At 70.6% G+C, this 19,121-nt stretch carries 16 protein-coding genes; 10 read left to right on the plus strand and 6 right to left on the minus strand.

The window, feature by feature from the left end; all coding sequences use genetic code 11:
* The first annotated feature begins 147 nt into the window (after window positions 1-147).
* Together AC31A1_RS12335 and AC31A1_RS12340 are read left to right on the plus strand one after the other, a co-directional pair.
* Window positions 148-1,401 (plus strand): sensor histidine kinase, encoded by a 1,254-nt coding sequence (locus AC31A1_RS12335; protein ID WP_489653320.1) that lies wholly within the window; start codon window positions 148-150, stop codon window positions 1,399-1,401.
* Window positions 1,398-2,048, plus strand: a complete 651-nt coding sequence (locus AC31A1_RS12340) for a response regulator (RefSeq protein ID WP_489653321.1) — start codon at window positions 1,398-1,400, stop codon at window positions 2,046-2,048. The genes AC31A1_RS12335 and AC31A1_RS12340 overlap by 4 nt, the downstream gene beginning before the upstream one ends.
* Before the next feature lie 37 nt (window positions 2,049-2,085).
* Here the strand turns inward: AC31A1_RS12340 and AC31A1_RS12345 are convergent, their stop codons facing one another.
* Entirely contained in the window at window positions 2,086-2,571 is a 486-nt protein-coding gene (locus tag AC31A1_RS12345; RefSeq protein WP_489653322.1) for a methylated-DNA--[protein]-cysteine S-methyltransferase, read from the minus strand.
* Window positions 2,572-2,587: 16 nt separating this feature from the next.
* Window positions 2,588-4,066 carry an AlkA N-terminal domain-containing protein gene (locus AC31A1_RS12350; protein WP_489653323.1) on the minus strand — a complete coding sequence of 493 codons (1,479 nt, stop codon included), beginning with the start codon at window positions 4,064-4,066 and terminating at the stop codon, window positions 2,588-2,590.
* A gap of 164 nt (window positions 4,067-4,230) precedes the next feature.
* Between AC31A1_RS12350 and AC31A1_RS12355 the strand changes: the two genes are divergently transcribed.
* On the plus strand, window positions 4,231-5,520 hold the full coding sequence (locus AC31A1_RS12355; protein ID WP_489653324.1) for an aspartate aminotransferase type Ic: 1,290 nt from the start codon (window positions 4,231-4,233) through the stop codon (window positions 5,518-5,520).
* Between the two features lie 112 nt (window positions 5,521-5,632).
* Window positions 5,633-6,019: a luciferase domain-containing protein gene (locus AC31A1_RS12360; RefSeq protein WP_489653325.1), complete on the plus strand. Its 387-nt coding sequence runs from the start codon at window positions 5,633-5,635 to the stop codon at window positions 6,017-6,019.
* Window positions 6,020-6,052: 33 nt separating this feature from the next.
* Here AC31A1_RS12360 and ppk2 read toward each other — a convergent pair whose 3' ends face one another.
* The 3 genes from ppk2 to AC31A1_RS12375 are packed head-to-tail and all read right to left on the minus strand — an operon-like array spanning window position 6,053 to window position 8,408.
* A complete protein-coding gene (gene ppk2 / locus AC31A1_RS12365) occupies window positions 6,053-6,943 on the minus strand; it encodes a polyphosphate kinase 2 (RefSeq protein ID WP_489653326.1) in 891 nt (296 codons plus the stop codon).
* Window positions 6,944-7,002: 59 nt separating this feature from the next.
* On the minus strand, window positions 7,003-7,236 hold the full coding sequence (locus tag AC31A1_RS12370) for a hypothetical protein (RefSeq protein ID WP_318019735.1): 234 nt from the start codon (window positions 7,234-7,236) through the stop codon (window positions 7,003-7,005).
* Window positions 7,237-7,253: 17 nt separating this feature from the next.
* Window positions 7,254-8,408, minus strand: coding sequence for an inorganic phosphate transporter (locus AC31A1_RS12375; RefSeq protein WP_489653327.1), 1,155 nt, complete (start codon window positions 8,406-8,408; stop codon window positions 7,254-7,256).
* A gap of 292 nt (window positions 8,409-8,700) precedes the next feature.
* Between AC31A1_RS12375 and AC31A1_RS12380 the strand changes: the two genes are divergently transcribed.
* A complete protein-coding gene (locus AC31A1_RS12380) occupies window positions 8,701-10,560 on the plus strand; it encodes a M1 family metallopeptidase (protein ID WP_489653328.1) in 1,860 nt (619 codons plus the stop codon).
* Between the two features lie 54 nt (window positions 10,561-10,614).
* Here AC31A1_RS12380 and AC31A1_RS12385 read toward each other — a convergent pair whose 3' ends face one another.
* Window positions 10,615-11,760 (minus strand): FHA domain-containing protein, encoded by a 1,146-nt coding sequence (locus tag AC31A1_RS12385; protein ID WP_489653329.1) that lies wholly within the window; start codon window positions 11,758-11,760, stop codon window positions 10,615-10,617.
* A gap of 170 nt (window positions 11,761-11,930) precedes the next feature.
* On the opposite strand from AC31A1_RS12385, the gene AC31A1_RS12390 reads away from it, so the two are divergent.
* The 5 genes from AC31A1_RS12390 (at window position 11,931) to AC31A1_RS12410 (ending at window position 19,092) form a co-directional block, all read left to right on the plus strand.
* On the plus strand, window positions 11,931-13,700 hold the full coding sequence (locus tag AC31A1_RS12390) for a serine/threonine-protein kinase (RefSeq protein WP_489653330.1): 1,770 nt from the start codon (window positions 11,931-11,933) through the stop codon (window positions 13,698-13,700).
* 66 nt (window positions 13,701-13,766) lie between these two features.
* Window positions 13,767-14,552, plus strand: a complete 786-nt coding sequence (locus tag AC31A1_RS12395; protein WP_489653331.1) for an IclR family transcriptional regulator — start codon at window positions 13,767-13,769, stop codon at window positions 14,550-14,552.
* Window positions 14,553-14,685: 133 nt separating this feature from the next.
* Entirely contained in the window at window positions 14,686-16,758 is a 2,073-nt protein-coding gene (locus tag AC31A1_RS12400) for an oxidoreductase (RefSeq protein WP_489653332.1), read from the plus strand.
* Window positions 16,759-16,807: 49 nt separating this feature from the next.
* Window positions 16,808-18,061 (plus strand): aromatic ring-hydroxylating oxygenase subunit alpha, encoded by a 1,254-nt coding sequence (locus tag AC31A1_RS12405; RefSeq protein ID WP_489653333.1) that lies wholly within the window; start codon window positions 16,808-16,810, stop codon window positions 18,059-18,061.
* Complete coding sequence (locus AC31A1_RS12410; RefSeq protein ID WP_489653334.1) at window positions 18,058-19,092, plus strand: FAD-binding oxidoreductase; 1,035 nt, start codon at window positions 18,058-18,060, stop codon at window positions 19,090-19,092. Before AC31A1_RS12405 ends, AC31A1_RS12410 begins: the two co-directional genes overlap by 4 nt.
* The last annotated feature ends 29 nt before the right edge of the window (window positions 19,093-19,121 follow it).

Here is a 19,121-nt window from a genome sequence, read left to right on the forward strand (position 1 = left end):
GTGGGTGGCGGGTGTTGATGCCAGCCTCGGTGCGGGGGCCGGGTGTCCGGCTCGGTCAACGGGCGGTGATCCGGGAGCGGTTCGGGTGATCCGGATGTCAGCCGATCGGTTGATGCGCCGTCCCGTCCGTCGCGTTAGACACGGAGGATGGGACACACGGGACCACCGAGGACGGGGCACGCGGAGCGACAGGGGTCGGGAGACATCGGTTCGGAGGAACGCCTGCTGCCCGTGGTCGTGCACGCCGCGTTCTTTCTGCTGCTCGGCTCGTCGTTCGTACGGTTCCTGACCCGCGACCAGGGCGGGGCCCGCACCGGCTGGGTGCTGGTGCTGTACGCGGTCTTCTGTCTGCTGTACGTCCTCGGGCAGTTCCTGGCTCCGGCACCCCGCCCGGGCTCCGCGCCCAGCACGCGTCATCTGGCCTGGCTGGGCTCGGTGTCCGCCGTCTGGACCGTGCTGCTCGCCCTCGCGCCGAGTGCCACCTGGTGCGCGATGCCCCTGCTGTTCGCCGGCCTGTACGCGCTGCCCCCGCGGTTCGCGGTGCCGCTGGCCGCCGTACTCACCGCGCTGGTCGTGGCCTCCGAGATACGGGTGGCGGACGGCACGCTCAACCCCAACATGGTCGTCGCCCCGCCGGCGCTCGCGGCGGTCGCCACCGCCGTACTGGTGCAGTTGCAGCGGCAGGCGGCCCGGCAGCGCGTCCTGATCGACGACCTGGTCCGCACCCGCCGCGACCTCGCGGCCACCGAACGGCGGGCCGGTGTCCTGGCGGAGCGGCAGCGGCTGGCCACGGAGATCCACGACACCGTCGCGCAGGGCCTGTCCAGTCAGCAGATGCTGTTGCAGGCCGCCGAGCGGTTGTGGCGGACGGACCCGGAAGCAGCCCACGGGCACATCCTCAAGGCCGCCGAGATCACCTCCCGCGGCCTCGCCGAGGCGCGCCGGTTCGTGCACGACCTGGCACCGGCCGACCTCGTCGAGGACTCCCTGCCCGCGGCGCTGCGCGCGCTCGCCGAGCGGGAGAGCGGTCCGGGCCTGACGGTGGAGTTCCGGCTCGACGGCGAACCGGGCCCGCTGCCCGAGCGGACCGCGGCGGCGCTGTTGCGCATCGCCCAGGGCGCGTTGGCCAACGTACGCGAGCACGCGGCCGCGACCCGGGCCGCGCTGACCCTGACCTGCCTGGACGACCAGATCTCCCTGGACGTCGCCGACAACGGCCGTGGTTTCGACGCCAGTTGTCCCCCGGTGTCCGAGCCCGGCCGGGTGCGCGGCCACGGGCTGCCCGCCATGCGGATCCGGGCCCGGCAGTCGGGTGGCACGCTGAGCGTGGAGTCGGCTCCCGGCGAGGGCACAGTGGTGTCGGTCGCCGTACCTGTCGTCCGTGAGGAGCTCGTCCCGTGAGCACACCCGTACCCGTACCCGTACCCGTACCCGTACGTCTGCTGCTGTGCGACGACCACGCCGTCGTACGGGCCGGACTGCGTGCGCTGCTGTCCAGCGCCGACGGCATCGAGGTGGTCGGTGAGGCGGGCAGCGGCGAGGAGGCCCTCGCCCTGGCCGCCCAAGTCCGGCCCGACGTGGTGCTGATGGACCTCCAGCTCGGCGACGGCATGGACGGCGTGACGGCCATCAGGAGACTGACCGCCGGTGACGGCCCGCGTGTCCTCGTCCTCACCATGTTCGACACCGACGCCGACATCACCCGCGCCGTCGAGGCGGGCGCCACGGGCTACCTCCTCAAGGCCGAACGCCCCGAGGAACTGTTCACGGCGATCCGCGCCGCCGCGTCCGGCCGTACGGCGCTCTCGGCCCCGGTCGCCGACCGGCTCATGGCGCGGATGCGCAGCCCGCACCCCACCCTGTCCGAGCGCGAGCGCGAGATCCTCGGCCAGCTGGCCCGCGGCCTGGGCAACCGCGAGATCGCCCGGGCCCTCTTCATCAGCGAGGCGACGGTGAAGACCCATCTCGGGCGGATCTACGGCAAGTTGGGGGTGGAGACGCGGTCCGGGGCGGTGGCTGTCGCCAAGGAGCGGCGGTTGCTGCCATGACACCCCAACACCGTTGATGTGAGAGGCACTTGAGGCACTAGAAAAGCGCCGCCCCGCTCTCGAAGTCCAGCAGCCGCTGCTTGCGGTCCAAGCCGCCGCCGTACCCCGTGAGACTGCCGTTCGCGCCTACGACCCGGTGGCAGGGGACGATGATCCCGATGGGGTTCCTGCCGTTGGCGAGGCCCACCGCGCGGGAGGCTCCCGGGTTGCCGAGGGCGCCGGCGAGGTCGCCGTAGGAGCGGGTCTCGCCGTAGGGGATGCGGCGGAGCTGGTCCCAGACGGTGCGCTGGAACGGGGTGCCGTGCAGGCGCAGTTGGAGGGTGAACTCCTTCAACTCGCCCGCGAAGTATGCCTGTAGTTGGGCCGTCGTCTCGGCGAAGGGGGTGTCGTCGGGGGTGCCGAAGTTCTCCTCCGGGGGGCGGTGGCGCTGGTCGACCATGTAGAGGCCGCAGAGGGCGCCGTCCTCGTCGGCGACGAGGGTCAGCGGGCCGTACGGGCTGTCGATCACCGTGTGGTGCTTCATGACGGCTGCAATCCCCTTACACGGGAAGGAAGTTGATCGGGTGGCTGTCCGTCGCCCACAGGTACTGGACCGCGTACGCCCGCCATGGTCGCCAGGCCGCCGCGCGTGCGGTGAGGGCGGCCGGTGTCGACGGGAGGCCCAACTCCTGGGCGGCGCGGCGGATTCCGAGGTCGGTGGGGAGGAAGGCGTCGGGGTCGCCGAGGGCGCGCATGGCGATGACGTCGGCCGTCCAGGGGCCGAAGCCGGGCAGGGAGAGGAGTTGGGCGCGGGTTTCCGTCCAGTCGCTCTCGACCCCCAAGTGGAGTGTGCCGTCGGCCAGTTGGCCCACCAGCGTGGTGAACGTCGTGCGGCGGGTGCGGGGCATCGCCAGTGCTTCCGGGTCCAGCGCCGCCAAGGCCTCGGGTGAGGGAAACAGGTGGGTCAGGCCGCCCTCGGGGTCGTCGACCGGTTCGCCGTGCGCGGTGACCAGGCGGGCCGCGTGGGTGCGGGCCGCCGCCGTGGAGACCTGCTGGCCGAGGACGGCCCGTACGGCGAACTCCGCCTCGTCGACCGTGCGCGGCACGCGCCGGCCCGGCGCCTTGTCCACCAGCGGCGCCAGGACCGGGTCGGTCCTCAACTGGTCGTCCACCGCGACCGGATCGGCGTCCAGGTCGAGCATGCGGCGGCACCGGCTGATCGCCACCGGCAGGTCGCGCAGGTCGCTGAGGGTGAGGCGGCAGGCGATGTGGTCGGACTGGGGAGTCAGGGACACGATGCCGTGGCCGTAGGGGAGGCGGAGGGTCCGGCGGTACGCGCCGGCGCGCCACTCCTCCACGCCCGGTACCGCGGTCGCCGCGAGGTGGCCGAAGAGGTTGTCGGGGTTGAGGGGCGCGCGGAACGGCAGGCGGAGGGTGAGCGTGCCGGGGGTCAACACGGTCGTCTTCGGGCGCCTGTTGCGCAGCTCGCTCGGGGAGAGGGCGAAGACGTCGCGCACGGTGTCGTTGAAGGTGCGGATCGAGGAGAAGCCGGCGGCGAAGGCGATCTCCGCCATCGGAAGGGCCGTCGTCTCAATCAACAGCCTTGCCGTCTGGGCGCGTTGGGCGCGGGCCAACGCGAGGGGGCCGGCGCCGAGTTCGGCGAGGAGCTGGCGTTCGATCTGCCGGGTGCTGTAGCCGAGGCGGGCGGCGAGGCCGGGGACGCCCTCGCGGTCCACGGTGCCATCGGCGATCAGGCGCATCGCGCGGGCCACCAGGTCGGCCCGCTGGTTCCACTCCGGGGAGCCGGGGCTGGTGTCCGGGCGGCAGCGCTTGCAGGCCCGGAAGCCCGCCTGCTGGCAGGCCGCCGCACTCGGGTAGAACGTCATGTTCTCCGGCTTGGGCGGGACGACCGGGCAGCTGGGCCGGCAGTAGATGCGGGTGGTCAGGACGGCCGTGAAGAACCAGCCGTCGAAGCGCGCGTCCTTGGACTGGACCGCGCGCACACAGCGCTCCGTGTCGGTGTGCATCCCGTTCTGCATACGTCCAGCATCCGATACGGCGCGGAGCGGGGCTGGCGGGAATCCGACATCAACCTTGTGTGGCCTGGTCAGGCACGGATCACCGTACTCCGGCCGTGCGGGGCGAGGGGCGACGGCGGTTATGCGTTTGTGGTGTGACCTCCGGCTTTGTAGCGTCGGCTGCCGTGACGCCTCCTCCCCCGTCTGCGCGCACCGCAGACTCCCTCCCGGCCCTGCTCGACGCGGCCCGGAGCGACTACGAAGCCCTTCTCACGAAGGGGCTGAAGCTCGACCTGACCCGCGGCAAGCCCTCCGCCCGCCAGCTCGACCTGTCCGCCGAACTGCTCTCACTGCCCGGCGACCGCTACACCTCCGCCGACGGCACGGACTGCCGCAACTACGGTGGCGCGGACGGGCTGTCGGAGCTCCGGGAGATCTTCTCCGGGTTCCTCCAGGTCCCGGCCGAGCAGCTGCTCGCCGTAGGAAACTCCAGTCTGGAGCTGATGCACGACTGCCTCGTGCACGCGCTGCTCGGCACGCTGCCCGGGGCCCCGCGCCGCTGGGCGGACGAGGAGCGGGTCGCGTTCCTGTGCCCGGTCCCCGGCTACGACCGGCACTTCGCGCTGTGCGAGCGGTTCGGCATCGAGATGATCCCCGTGCCGATGACCGCCGAGGGTCCCGACATGGACGTGGTGGAGCGGCTGGTCGCCGAGGACCCCGCCGTCAAGGGCATCTGGTGCGTGCCCAAGTACAGCAATCCGGACGGGACCTGCTACAGCGACGAGACCGTACGGCGGCTCGCCGCCATGCCGACGGCCGCGCCCGACTTCCGGGTCTTCTGGGACAACGCCTACGCCGTGCACCACCTCACCGACGAGGAGGTGGAGATCGCCGACATGCTGAACGCCTGTGCCGCGAGCGGGCATCCCGACCGGGTCTTCGTCTTCGGGTCCACCTCGAAGATCACGCTGGCCGGCGCGGGCGTGGCGTTCTTCGGCTCGTCCCCCGCCAACGTGGCCTGGCTGCGCGGCTACAGCGCCAAGCGGTCCATCGGCCCGGACAAGGTCAACCAGCTGCGGCACGCGATGTTCCTGCGCGATGCCGACGGGGTGCGTGCCCACATGCGCAAGCACCGTGAGCTGCTGCGGCCGAAGTTCGACGCCGTGCTGCGCATCCTCGCCGAGCGGCTGGGCGGCACCGGTCTCGCCAGCTGGTCGACGCCCCGGGGCGGCTACTTCATCACTCTCGATGTGCCCGACGGGTGTGCCCGCGAGGTGGTGCGGCGCGCGGCGGACGCCGGTCTCGCCCTGACGCCGGCGGGCGCCACGCACCCGTACCGCGACGACCCGAGGGACCGGACGATCCGGATCGCCCCCTCCTTCCCCGACCTCTCCGAGATCGAGGAGATCATCGAGGGGGTGGCCACCTGCGTACGGCTGGTGGGCTACGAAAAGCTTGTGTCCGAGGGGAGTTGACCCGGTTCGCGCACCGCACACCTGACGCTCCTCAGGTGTGCGGTACCTCACGCCCCGGTTACGAATCGCTCAACCTCTGGTTGCGAAGCGGTGCGCGGTCCACGATGGGCACATGACCCTGGCCGAGCGAGCCATGCAGCGACTGGAAGGCTGGCGCGACCTCAGCGCGGTCCCGGCCAGTTGTGGCACGGGGCGGGCGCTGCGGTCCGCCCACAGCGAGATCGTGCATTTCCACTCGGACCACGATGTGGACCTGCATCTCACCGTCGGGGCCATCCTCCGGTTCCATCACGACCTCAGTGAGTCGACCGCGATCCGGATCATCCCCGGTTCCCGCTGGGTGACCGTCCACCTGGACTGCGAGACGGACGTGGACCTGCTGCTGAGCCTGGTCAGCGTCGCCCTCAAGGCACACGCGGGCGGGCCCCCTGCCGGGCGCCCGCCCATGACCGGCTGCAACTTCCACCGGGTGACGCTGGTACCACGCGACGGCGACTAGGTCCCCAAGCCCCAGAAGATCAGGGCCCGGTCGCTAGAACACCGCCGCCGTGTCGTCCTCGCCCTCCTCCAGCAGGGTCGCCGCCGCGCCGACGATGCGGGGGTCGGGGCTGCCGACCACCTCGTCGTCCTTGTCGGCGTAGTCGAAGCGGGCCAGCACGCTGCGCATGGCCTCGACCCGGGCCCGCTTCTTGTCGTTGCTCTTCACCACGGTCCAGGGCGCGTGTTCCGTGTCGGTCTCCCGGAACATGGCGACCTTGGCGGCCGTGTAGTCGTCCCAGCGGTCCAGGGACTCCAGGTCCATCGCGCTGAGCTTCCACTGCCGTACGGGATCCACCTGGCGGATCGTGAAACGGGTGCGCTGTTCACCCTGTGAGACGGAGAACCAGAACTTGATCAGGTCGATGCCGTCGTCCGCCAGCATCCGCTCGAACAGCGGGGCCTGGCGCATGAAGCGGCGGTACTCGTCGTCGGTGCAGAACCCCATCACGCGCTCCACGCCCGCCCGGTTGTACCAGGACCGGTCGAACAGCACGATCTCGCCGGCGGTCGGCAGGTGCTGGACGTAGCGCTGGAAGTACCACTGACCGCTCTCGCGCTCGCTCGGCTTCTCCAACGCCACCACGCGGGCGCCACGCGGGTTCAGGTGCTCGGTGAACCGTTTGATCGTGCCACCCTTGCCGGCCGCGTCGCGTCCCTCGCAGACGATGACGAGCCGGCGCCCGGTCTCCTTGACCCAGCGTTGCAGCTTCAGCAGTTCTATCTGCTGGAGCCGCTTGTGCCAGTCGTACTCCTTGCGCTCCATGCGCTGTTCGTACGGGTAGTTCTCCCGCCAGGTGTCCACCGTGCTGCCGTCGGGCCGTACCAGTACCGGGTCGTCGGCGTCGGTGTAGTCGACCCGCAGCCCGGCAAGCAGTTCGGTCATCCCGGCCTCCTCTCAAGGGGGTTCAGTGACTCAGAGGTGATCGGTGGTGATCGTCGTGCTCAGTGGAACTGCGGCACGATCAGATAGATGCCGTAAGCCACGACAGCCGCACACGCGAGAAAGCACAACCCCGCCTGCGTCAAGCCCAGGGCGTGCGTGCCGCCGTCCACTTCGCGGGCGGCCTCCACCCGGGCGAGGCCCAGGATGCCCAGCGCGAAGACGACGACCACGCCGACGGTCACGCCGACACTCACCGCGAAGACCTCGCCGAGGGCGTTCCAGTCCACACTCATTGCTCAACTCCCTTGGCTCAGGCGGCCGTACGGACGTCGGTGGACGCCTCGCTGCGGATGGTGACCTCGTGGGTCTCGTTCACGTTGTCCGCGTGCACGGGGTTGCGACGCGAGGCGACCACGATGAACAGGGCCACGGCGGCGGCGATCAGCGCGATCAGGGCCGTACCGAGGTTGCCGCCGTGCTTGACGACGGTCGCGGACAGACCGCCGACCGCGGCGGCGGCCGGGAGGGTGACCAGCCAGGCGATGACCATGCGGCCCGCGGTGCCCCAGCGCACCTCGGCCAGGCGCCTGCCCAGACCGGCGCCGAGGATGCCCCCGGAGCAGACCTGCGTGGTGGACAGCGCGAAGCCCAGGTGGGCGGAGGTGAGGATGACCGTCGTGGAGGCGGCCTCGGCCGCGAAGCCCTGCGGGGACTGGATGTCGGTGAGGCCCTTGCCCATCGTGCGGATGATGCGCCAGCCGCCGATGTAGGTGCCCAGGCCGATCGCGAGGCCCGCCGCGGTGATGACCCACACCGGCGGACCGGCGTCGTGGCCGAGCGCGCCCACCGAGATCAGGGTCAGGGTGATGACGCCCATCGTCTTCTGGGCGTCGTTCGTGCCGTGCGCCAGGGAGACCAGGGAGGCCGAGGCGATCTGGCCGATCCGGAAGCCCTTGGTGACCGAGTCCTTGCGGGCCCGGGCGGTGATCCTGTAGGCGAGGTAGGTGGCGAGGAGAGCGGCGATTCCGGCCACGAGCGGGGAGGCCACCGCGGGGATCAGGATCTTCTCGACAACCTTGTCGAAGTGGACGCCGTTGGAGCCCGCGCCGACCCAGACGGCGCCGATCAGGCCGCCGAACAGAGCGTGCGAGGAACTGGACGGCAGCCCCAGCAGCCAGGTCAGGAGGTTCCAGAGGATCGCCCCGACGAGCCCCGCGAAGATCATCCCTGGCGTGACCAGGGTGTCGTCGACGATGCCGCCGGAGATCGTCTTGGCGACCTCCGTGGACAGGAAGGCGCCGACGAGGTTGAGGGCCCCACTGATCAGAACCGCCGTTTTGGGCTTCAGCGCCCCGGTGGCGATGGACGTCGCCATCGCGTTGGCGGTGTCGTGGAATCCGTTGGTGAAGTCGAAGGCCAAGGCCGTGACGATGACGACCGCCACGAGGAACGTGATGTGGTCCATCGTTCGATGGAAGCAATCGAAGGCGTACATTCGGCCAACCGGAGGCCAAATCGAGGCATGGCCCGCGCAACGCGGGTGTGCACCCGCCCCTCTCCGCCCCTCGGGCACACCTTCCTCCACCTCACGCACACACTTCCCCCTCCTTATGGCATGACCCGGTCAAATCTGCGAAGCTTCCTCCGCGATCACGCAACAACTACGCGCGTTCCCGCGGCCGCCCACCGGAACACCCAGTCCGGTCGGACGGCCACCGAGCAGGCCGGAATCCCGGCCGCCGTATAAGGAGTTCCGTGTGAGATCGACCCCCCACAAGGCTCTCGCCGCCGGTGTGTTCGCCGTCGCCGCAGTGGCCGCCCTCTCGCTTCCCGTCACCCCTGCCGCCGCCGCGCCGGCGGCCGCACCGCTCGCCGCCGCCTGCACCCCGGCGCAGGTGGTCGCGGGCGGCGACTTCGAGAGCGGCACCTCGTCCTGGACCCAGTCCTCGACGACCGTCATCACCAGCCGTACCGGCCAGAGTGCCCACGGCGGCTCGAACTTCGCCTGGCTGGACGGCACTGGCGGCACGCACACCGACAGCCTGAGCCAGAGCGTCACGATCCCGTCCGGGTGCGGCAGCGCCACGCTCACCTTCTGGCTGCACATCGACACCGCCGAGACGACCTCGTCGACCGCGTACGACAAGCTGACGGCGAAGATCGGCAGCACGACTCTGGCGACGTACTCGAACCTGAACAAGGCCACCGGGTACGTCCAGAAGTCGTTCGACGTGTCGTCGTTCGCGGGCCAGACCGTGAGCCTCGCCTTCAGCGGCACCGAGGACTCCAGCCTCCAGACGAGCTTCGTCCTGGACGACATCGCGCTGAACACCTCGGGAGACACCGCCCCGCCGGCCGACTCGACGCGCACACCGGCCGCCCCGGCGTACACCGTCAGCCTGAGCAGCAACACCGCGGGCACCGTCTGGACCGGTCACGAGAGCACGACCTTCACCAACGCCTCCGCCACCCCGCTCACCGAGGTGTACCTGCGGCTGTGGGACAACTACCACGGCACCTGCTCCGCGCCGCCGATCACGGTCACCAACGTCACCGGCGGCACCGCGGGCGCCCTCTCGGTCGCCTGCACGGCCCTGCAGATAGCGCTCCCCACTCCCCTCGCGCAGGGTCAATCGACCACGATCGGCTTCGACTTGGGGATCACGGTCCCGAGCGGCGCGGACCGGTTCGGCTACGACGGCGCGTTCAGCATGATCGGCAACGCGCTGCCGGTCCTCGCGATCAAGGACGGCTCGGGCTGGCACCTGGACCCGTACACGAACAACGGCGAGTCCTTCTACTCCCTGGCCGCCGACTTCAAGGTGACCCTGGACCACCCGACCACTCTGCTGGTCCCGGCCACCGGCGCCTCGGTCGACACCCCCGGCACCAGCGGCCGCACGGTGACCACGGCCACCGCGTCCAAGGTCCGGGACTTCGCGTGGGCGGCGGGCCCGTTCACCAAGATCTCGGGTACGTCGACGGCGGGCACCCCGGTCAACATCTACTCGGTGACGGGCATCAGCTCCGCCAACGCCCAGTCGATGCTCACGACCGCCAAGTCCGCAGTTGACGCCCACGCGGGCCGCTTCGGGGCTTACCCGTACGGCGAGTTGGACGCCGTCATCGACAACAACTTCTGGTTCGGCGGCATGGAGTACCCCGGTTTCGTCCTCGACCTCGTCAGCACCACGGCCCTCACCCATGAGATCGGCCACCAGTGGTTCTACGGCATCGTCGGCGACGACGAGTACAACAGCCCCTGGCTGGACGAGGCGTTCACCGACTACGCCACCGACCTCGCCCAGGGCCTGACCGGCACCAACTGCTGGAACAGCGTCTCCTGGGCCTCCTCGGCGGAGAACATCACCAACTCGATGGCCTACTGGGACGCCCACTCGTCCCGCTACTCCACCGTCGTCTACGGCTACGGCAAGTGCGCCCTGCACGATCTGCGCCGCACCCTCGGCGACACCGTGATGGCCAAACTCCTGAAGGACTACGCCACTTCGCACTGGTACGGCGTCTCGACCACGGCCGAGTTCAAGGCGGCGGCCCAGGCCGCGACGACCACGGACCTGACGTCGTTCTGGACGACGCACCGCATCGTCGGCTGACTGAAGGGGAGTTGGCGGTGCGGTCGGGGATCGCACCGCCGACTCCCCTTGCGGTCAGACCCGTCGCGTAGGCGCCGCCGCGGTCGGCGGTACGGCGATCCCGCCGGCCTCGGTGCGCCAGGCGTCGGCGAGTTCGGCGGGGAAGCGCCGGCCGCTGCGGGTGAGGACGACACCGGGGGCTAGTTCGACCTCGTCGCCGGGGCGGAATGACCGGTCGGTGCCCGGTGTCAGGGTCTCCCAGCGGCCGGGCACGCCCTTACGGCCTGCCCCTCGCATCCGTGTCCCGTAGGTGCTGACGTCACGGACCAGGACCGTCCCGCCGCGCGCGGAGACCGCCACGTGCCGACGGCTGACCTGCGCGGCGATCTCCGGCGACAGCAGACTGTGCAGGGCGATGCCCGCCGGTCCCGGCAGCCGTCCGACGTGCGCCTCGGAACCCTCGTCGAGGGTGTAACGGGCCACGCAGGTACGGTCGATGACGACCTTGAGCTGGGCCGCGGCGGACCTCGGCCCCTCGTCGGTCAGCGCGGCGCCGTGCAACTCGCAGGTGGGAACGCCGCGTCGCATCCGGGGCAGCAGGACACGGTCACCTCTGTGGACGTCGTAGAGCGTGCAACGGGGTTCCGGGCAGCGCCAGTTGCGCATGATGACCTGGGTCAGCGGGGTGCGGGCCGGACCGAGCAGACCCTGCTTCTTGAGGGCCGCGAGTTCCATGCGGTAGGAGATCTCGGCCGCCGTGCGCACTCCCATGTCCATCGGCACGACGGCGACCGAGCCGTCGGGGCGGGGCTCGGGTCTGAGGAACTGCCAGGTGTTGCCCTGGATCCACGGGTGTTCGACGCGATGGTCGACGTACTGGTCACCGGTGACGACCCCGGTGCCGGTCATCCGGGCCAGGTCCAGGATGCGTTCGTCGGCGTCGTCGACCTCCTCGACCAGCCCGTCGGTGACCCATCGGCGCAGCCGGCGGACCTCGGCCGGATCACCGAACTCCCGGTGCCCGCCCAGCAGACTCGTGTCGGCGATCAGGTACACGGAGACGTCGGGGTCCCCGGTGAGTTCCATCAACGCCCGCAGCACGAGCCCGAGTCGGCGCAGCGAGCGCGGTCCCCGGGGGCCGATGGAGGTCTGGCGTACGACGTTGGAGAGTTCCAGCAGATAGTCGGCGCCCTCCGCCGAAGGGGCCAGATGATGTTCCATGAGCACGCCTCGCCGTCCGAGGGACCTGTCAACTGCCGTGATTCTCCTCGATGTTCGCCTATTTTCCTTGATCCCCTCGGATACTTCCCGATGACCGGGTTGCGCCGGTACGATCACTCGCCTGGCGAGGGGGGCTGAACATCTTGAACAGTGCTGAAAACAGTGGCCACTTGAGACCGCTGGGCCCCGACGACCCACGGGACGTGGCCGGTTACCGGCTGCTGGCCCGGATCGGCGAGGGCGGCATGGGTTCCGTCTACCTCTCGCGCACGCGCGGCAACCAGCCGGTCGCCCTGAAGGTGATCCGCCGGGAGTACGCCCAGGACGAGGAGTTCCGCCGCCGTTTCGAGCAGGAGGCGACCTCCGCCCGCCGCGTGCAGGGTTACCACATCGTCCCGGTCGTCGACCACGACACCACCGGGCCACAGCCCTGGCTCGCCACCGTCTACGTCCCCGGCCTCGCCCTGGACCGGGTCCTCGCCCTGCACGGGACGCTCCCGCTGCCCACGGTGCTCCAGTTGACCGGCTGCGCGGCGGAGGCACTGCACGCCGTGCACAAGGCCGGCGTGATCCACCGGGACATGAAGCCGAGCAACGTCCTCATCGGTTCCGACGGCCCCTGGATCATCGACTTCGGCATCGCGCGGGCCGCCGACGCCACTCAACTCACCCGCAGCGGCGGGCTCATCGGCACCCCGCAGTTCATGTCGCCCGAGCACGCGAACGGCCAGGAACAGACCCCGGCCGCCGACGTCTTCTCCCTCGGCCTGATCGCCGCCGTGGCCGCGACCGGCCGCCACCCGTACGGCGACTCCGGGGCCATCACGCTGGCCACGAAGATCGCCAACACCGAGTTCCGCCCGCCGGACCTCACGTCATACCCCGAACCGCTGCGCACGGTCCTGGAGCGCACCCTGGCAGCCGATCCGGCCGCCAGGCCCTCACCTTCCGAACTGGCCGCCCTGTGCGAGGAGTTGGCCGAGCGGTCGCTACGGGACTTCACCGGCTGGCTGCCGGAGCCCGTCGCGGCGGACATCGCCCGGCAGGAGCAACTTGCGCGGGAGCAAGGCGAGTTGGAGGGCGTAGGGGGCCTCGCGGGGGCCTCTGCGGGCACAGGCGATCCCGCAGGTGCGGCGGGCGCGACGACCGTGCCTCCCGGCGGCGGGTCTCGCGGTGCCGTGCCGCCCGACTCCTCGGCGCCCCGCGGGTATACGCCCACCCAGACGCCGGAGTCCGGCCGGCCGACGCAGCACGCCCCGACCCAGCCGCCGCAGCAGCAGGCCCCGGCGCCCTCGTTCCCGCCCGGGACACGGCCCTCCGTCACGGCACCGGCCCGCAGCCGGACCCCGCTGGCGGTCGGTGCCGCCGCGCTGGCCGTGGTGGTCGTAGCAGCGGCGGCCTGGGTCCTCACCCGTGACGACGACAAGGACACCGGCGCGCAGGGCGGCACCGGGCAGACAGCCTCGTCAGCTCCCACCGGCACCACCGCGTCACCCACTACGAGCGGCTACACCGCCGTCTTCAAGGCCAAACCGCTCACCCTGCGCGCCCAGTTCACGACGGCCCGCAGCTCGTACACCAACGTCGACCTGGACTCACCGCGGATCGACCCCCACGCCTCCAGCTCGACGACCGGAGCCGAGCTGCAGTACGCGGAGTGGGGCACCGCCCACACGCTGAACCTCGTGACGGCCACGGGAAAGAGCGCGGGTCCCACCCCCGAGCAGTGCGCCGAGGGCGCGGCGGCGAACACGCTGCCCTCCCAGCTCGCCGATGCCGACCAGGGCAAGGAGCTGACCAAGGGCGCGCTGCTGTGCACCGTCACCGACGAGAAGAACCTGGCGATGCTCAAGATCAAGGATGTCGTCGTCCAGAAGGACGCGTCCGGCATCGAGGCCCGCGACTACGTCACCGAGCTGACCCTCTGGAAGAGGGCGTGAGAGTCGGGTCCGGCGGCGGTTCACCGGGCTCGCGGGTGGCCCCCTCCCCTCGATTACCCTTCCGCCATGACCAGCAACGGAAGCCGCCCGCGCGATCACTCGGTGCAGTCCGTCGACCGGGCGGTGTCGATCCTTCAGGTGCTGGCCACGCGGGGGCCCAGCGGTGTGACGGAGATCGCCGAGGAGCTGGGGGTCCACAAGTCGACCGTGTTCCGGCTGCTGGCGACGCTGGAGTCACGGGGTCTGGTGGAGCAGGACACCGAGCGCGGGCGCTACCGCATCGGGTACACGATGGTCGAACTCGCGGCCGGGGCGAGCAAGGTGAACGACCTGTCCCTGCTGAGCCGTCCCGTCTGCCAGGAACTGGCCGCGGCCGTCGGTGACACCGTGAACGTGGCGATCCATGACGGGCACGACGTGATCAGCATCGACCAGGCGATCGGCGCGGCGGCGATCACGAGCATCGACTGGGTCGGCAGGCGCACCCCGATGCACGCCACCGGTGCGGGCAAGCTCTTCATGGCGCACATGTCCGCCGGCCAGGTCGCGGAGATCCTCGCGCGCGGGGTGGAGAAGTACACCCCGTACACCATCGTCGAGCCGGCGCCCCTCGCGGCGGCGCTGGAGACGATCCGCGAGCGGGGTTACGCCACCACCAGCGAGGAGCACGAGATCGGGCTGGCCGTGATCGCCGCCCCCGTCCGCGCACTGGACGGCGAGGTCATCGCGGCCGTGACCCTGTCCGGTCCGACCTTCCGTATCAACGAGGACACCGTTCCCGGTCTCGCGGAACAGGTGCTGGCGGCCGCCGCGAAGATCTCCTGGCGCCGGGGGTACGTGAAACGCGGTTGAGCGCCGCGCGCACGGCGAGTTAACACGGCGGGCTCTTGACGGGTGGGGATTTCCAGCTCCACCATTTGTTTCGTATCGCGGAGCTGTTTCGCATAGCGAAACGACCCGCTCGGAGCTCTTCTGAGGAGCTGCTGTGCCCTCACCCGCCGCTGTGCCCTCACGCGTTCTGGACCCCCTGCTCCAGCCCTTCCGGCTCAAGCACCTCACCCTGCGCAACCGCGTGGTCAGCACCTCCCACGAACCGGCGTTCGGCGAGGACGGCCTGCCCAAGGACCGCTACCGGGCCTACCACGTCGAGAAGGCGCGGGGCGGGGTCGGCCTCACGATGATCGGCGGCTCGGCGGTGGTCTCGCCCGACAGTCCGCCCGCGTTCGGCAACCTGCTCCTGTACCGCGACGACATCGTGCCGTGGCTGCGCCGGCTCGCCGACGAGGTGCACGAGGCCGGGGCCGCGGTGATGTGCCAGGTCACCCATCTGGGCCGCCGCACCAGCAACTTCACCGGCGACTGGCTCCCGGTGGTCTCCGCCTCGGCGCTGCGCGAACCCGCGCACCGCGCCTTCCCGAAGGCCGCCGAGTCCTGGGACCTGGACCGGATCGTCGCCGACTACGCGGCCGCGGCGGTCCGTTGCAAGGAGGGCGGCCTCGACGGCATCGAACTGGAGGCGTACGGCCACCTGTTGGACAGCTTCCTGTCCCCGGCGACCAACCACCGCGACGACGAGTGGGGCGGCAGTCCGGAGAACCGTATGGCGTTTCCGCGCCGGGTGATCCTTGCCGTCCGCGAGGCCGTCGGCCCGGACTTCGTCGTCGGCATCCGGATGTCGCTCGACGAGGCACGCCCCGGCGGCCTCACCTCTGACGAGGCACTCACCGCCGCCGAGCGGTACACCGCCGACGGCATCGACTTCCTCAGCGTCATCCACGGCTCCATCGAGAGCGACGCGTCCCTGGCGAAGGCCATCCCGTCCATCGGCACCCCTCTCGGGCCGTACCTGGACTTCACCGGCGAGATCAAGCGACGCCTCTCCGTCCCGGTGATGCACGCGGCCCGCATCGCCGACGTCGCCACCGCGCGGCACGCCCTGCGCGAGGGACTGCTCGACCTGGTCGGCATGACCCGCGCGCAGATCGCCGATCCGCACCTGGTCGCCAAGGTGACGGCCGGCCAGGAGGACCGCATCCGGCCCTGCGTCGGTGCGAGTTACTGCCTCGACGCGATCTACGACTCCGGCGACACCAAGTGCATCCACAACCCCGCTGTCGGCCGCGAACTCCAGGTACCGCACCTCGTCTCCACCACAATCGGCCGCCGCAGGAGGGCAGTTGTGGTCGGCGGGGGCCCGGCCGGACTGGAAGCGGCACGTGTGCTCGGCGAACGCGGCCATGACGTCGTCCTGTTCGAGGCGGGCGACCGGCCCGGCGGGCAGATCAGGCTCGCCGCGTCGAACCCGCGCCGGGCCGACCTGATCCAGATCGTCGACTGGCGCCTCGCCGAGTGCAAACACCTCGGCGTCGACCTCCGCCTGGGCACGTACGCCGGGGCCGACGACGTCCTCGCCGAACGCCCCGACCTCGTGATCGTCGCCACCGGCGGCCTGCCCAACCGCAGCTTCCTCACCGCGGGCGAGGACCTGGTCTCCGACACCTGGGACGTGATGACGGGCTCGCTGCGCCGACCGCGCGGCGAGATCCTCGTCTACGACGACCACGGCGGCTACCCGGCGATGGACGCCGTGGAGGTCCTCGCCTCGTCGCCCGGCGTCCGGATCGAGTACGTCACCCCGGAGCGCACCCTCGCCCCCGACGTCGGCAGCATGAACTCCCCTGCCTACCTGAGGGCGTTCACGGAACACGACGTCACCACCACGCTCGCCCGGCGGCTGCGCTCTGTGCGCCGGACCGGGGACGGGCGGCTCACCGCGACCCTCTACAGCGAGTACACCGAGACGGAGACCGAGCGGACCGTGGACCACGTGATCGTGGAGCACGGGACCCTGCCGAACGACGAGCTGTACGTCGAACTCCTCCCCGGCTCGACCAACCTCGGCGAGGTCGACCACCGCGCCCTGCTGGCCTACGAGGAGCAGTCGGTGATCCGCAACGAGGCGGGCCGCTACCAGCTGTTCCGCATCGGCGACGCCGTGGCCGCCCGCACCGTCCACGCCGCGGTCTACGACGGGCTGCGGCTGTGTCTGCCGGTCTGAGCCCCACCCCGTCCGCACGTCAACTCCCCCGTCGTACCGGAGAGATGAGATGAAGCAAGCGACCCCCGACGTCGGCGACCTCGTTGCCCGACGCCGCGCAGGGCAGAGCCTAGAAGCCCCGTTCTACGTGAGCGAGGAGTTCTTCGACCTCGACATCGAGGCCGTCTTCGCCCGGAGTTGGCTGTTCGTGGCCGCCGAGGCGGAGCTCCCCGAGCCCGGCGACTACGTGACGGTCGACATCGGGTCGTACTCGGTCATCGTCGTGCGCGACGACGACGAGGACGTACGGGCCTTCCACAACGTCTGCCGCCACCGCGGCGCGCGCGTCCTCAACGACGAGCGCGGCTCGGTGGGCAACATCGTCTGCGGGTACCACCGTTGGACATACGGCGTGGACGGCAGGCTGCTGCACGCCGAGTCCCAGGCACCCGGCTTCGACCCGTCGTGTTTCGGGCTGCGGACCGTGCACGCGCGCACGGTGGCCGGGCTGGTCTTCATCTGCCTGGCCGACGAACCGCCCGCCGACTTCGACGAGGTCGCCGCCCGCATCGAGCCGTACCTCGCACCCCACAACCTCGCCAGGGCGAAGGTCGCCACGCAGATCGACCTGGTCGAGAACGGCAACTGGAAGCTGACCATGGAGAACAACCGGGAGTGCTACCACTGCGTGGGCCACCCCGAACTCCAGGCCTGCTATTTCCCCATCTACGGCTACCAGGAGAAGGACATCCCGCCCGCGCTGCGCCCCGCCTACGACCGCTTCCTGCTGGCCGACGCCGAGGCCCGGAAAACGTACGACTCCCTGGGCCTGCCCTACGCCGAGATCGAGGAACTGGACACCCGCACCACCGGTTTCCGTATCCAGCGCGAACCCCTCGACCTGGCCGGCGAGTCCTACACCCCGGACGGCACAGCCGCGTGCAAACGGCTGCTGGCGGACTTCCCCACGGCCCGCCTGGGCCGGCTTTCCATGCACATCCAGCCGAACTCCTGGTTCCATTTCATGGCCGACCACGCGATCACGTTCTCCACGATCCCGCTCGGCCCGGACCGCACCCTCGTCCGCACCACCTGGCTCGTGCACGCCGACGCCGTGGAGGGGACCGACTACGACCTCGACACGATGACGAAGGTGTGGAAGGCCACGAACGACCAGGACGCGGTGCTGGTGGCCCGCGCCCACCGGGGCATCAGCAGCCCGGCCTATCTGCCGGGCCCGTACGGCCCGACGGAGGAGCAGGTCGAGGCGTTCGTCAACTGGTACGTGACCCGGCTCGCGGCACACCTGGAGCGCCGGCGATGACCGAGACCGAGGAACTCCTGGTGTGCCGTCAGGTGCACCCGCTCACGCACGACGTCACCACGTTCGTGTTCGAGTACGCCGAACCCCGGCTGTTCCGGCACGACCCGGGCCAGTTCCTGACGCTGACCCTCGACATCGACGGCCGGCCGGTCCAGCGCTGCTACACGATCTCCTCGTCGCCCACCCGCCCGTTCCTGCTCTCGATCACGGTGAAGCGCATCCCGGGCGGGCTGGTGTCGAACTGGCTGCACGACCAGCTGCGGCCCGGCGACACCGTGCGGGCGCACGGACCGCTCGGCGAGTTCAGCACGGCCCGGCATCCGGCGCCCAAGTACCTGTTCCTGTCCGGGGGCGTCGGGGTGACGCCGTCGATGTCGATGACCAGGACGCTGTACGACCTGGCCGACCCCGCCGACGTGGTGTTCGTGCACAGCGCGCGCACCCCGGCGGACATCGTCTTCCGCCACGAACTCGACCTCATCGCCGCGACCGCGCCCAACATCCGGGTGGTCCACATCTGCGAGGAGGACCGCCCGTACGCCCCCTGGGGCGGCTACCGCGGCCGCCTCACGATCGAGACACTCCGGCAGGTCGCGCCGGACTTCCGGGAACGGGAGGTCTTCACCTGCGGTCCCGCCCCCTACATGGCCGCCGTACGGCACATGCTGGCGGACGCGGGCCTCGACATGGACCGCTACCACGAGGAGAGCTTCACCTTCGAGACACCGGCCACGCAGGCCGAGGCCTCGCCGACCACCTCCACGGATGCCGGTTTCAAGGTCGAGTTCACCCGCAGCGGCCGCACCCTCGACTGCGACCCCGACACCTCGCTCCTCGCCGCCGCGTCCCGGGCCGGCCTCAGCCTGCCGGCCTCGTGCGCCCAGGGCATGTGCGGAACCTGCAAGGCGACTTTGGTCTCCGGCTCCGTCGACATGCAGCACAACGGAGGCATCCGGCCACGCGAGATCACCCAGAACAAGATTCTGCTCTGCTGCTCGAAACCGCTGGAAGACGTGGTGATCGATGCGTGAGATCCACCCCGCCGACAGACGGCCCACGG

Source organism: Streptomyces sp. P5F9 (genome assembly GCF_057961495.1).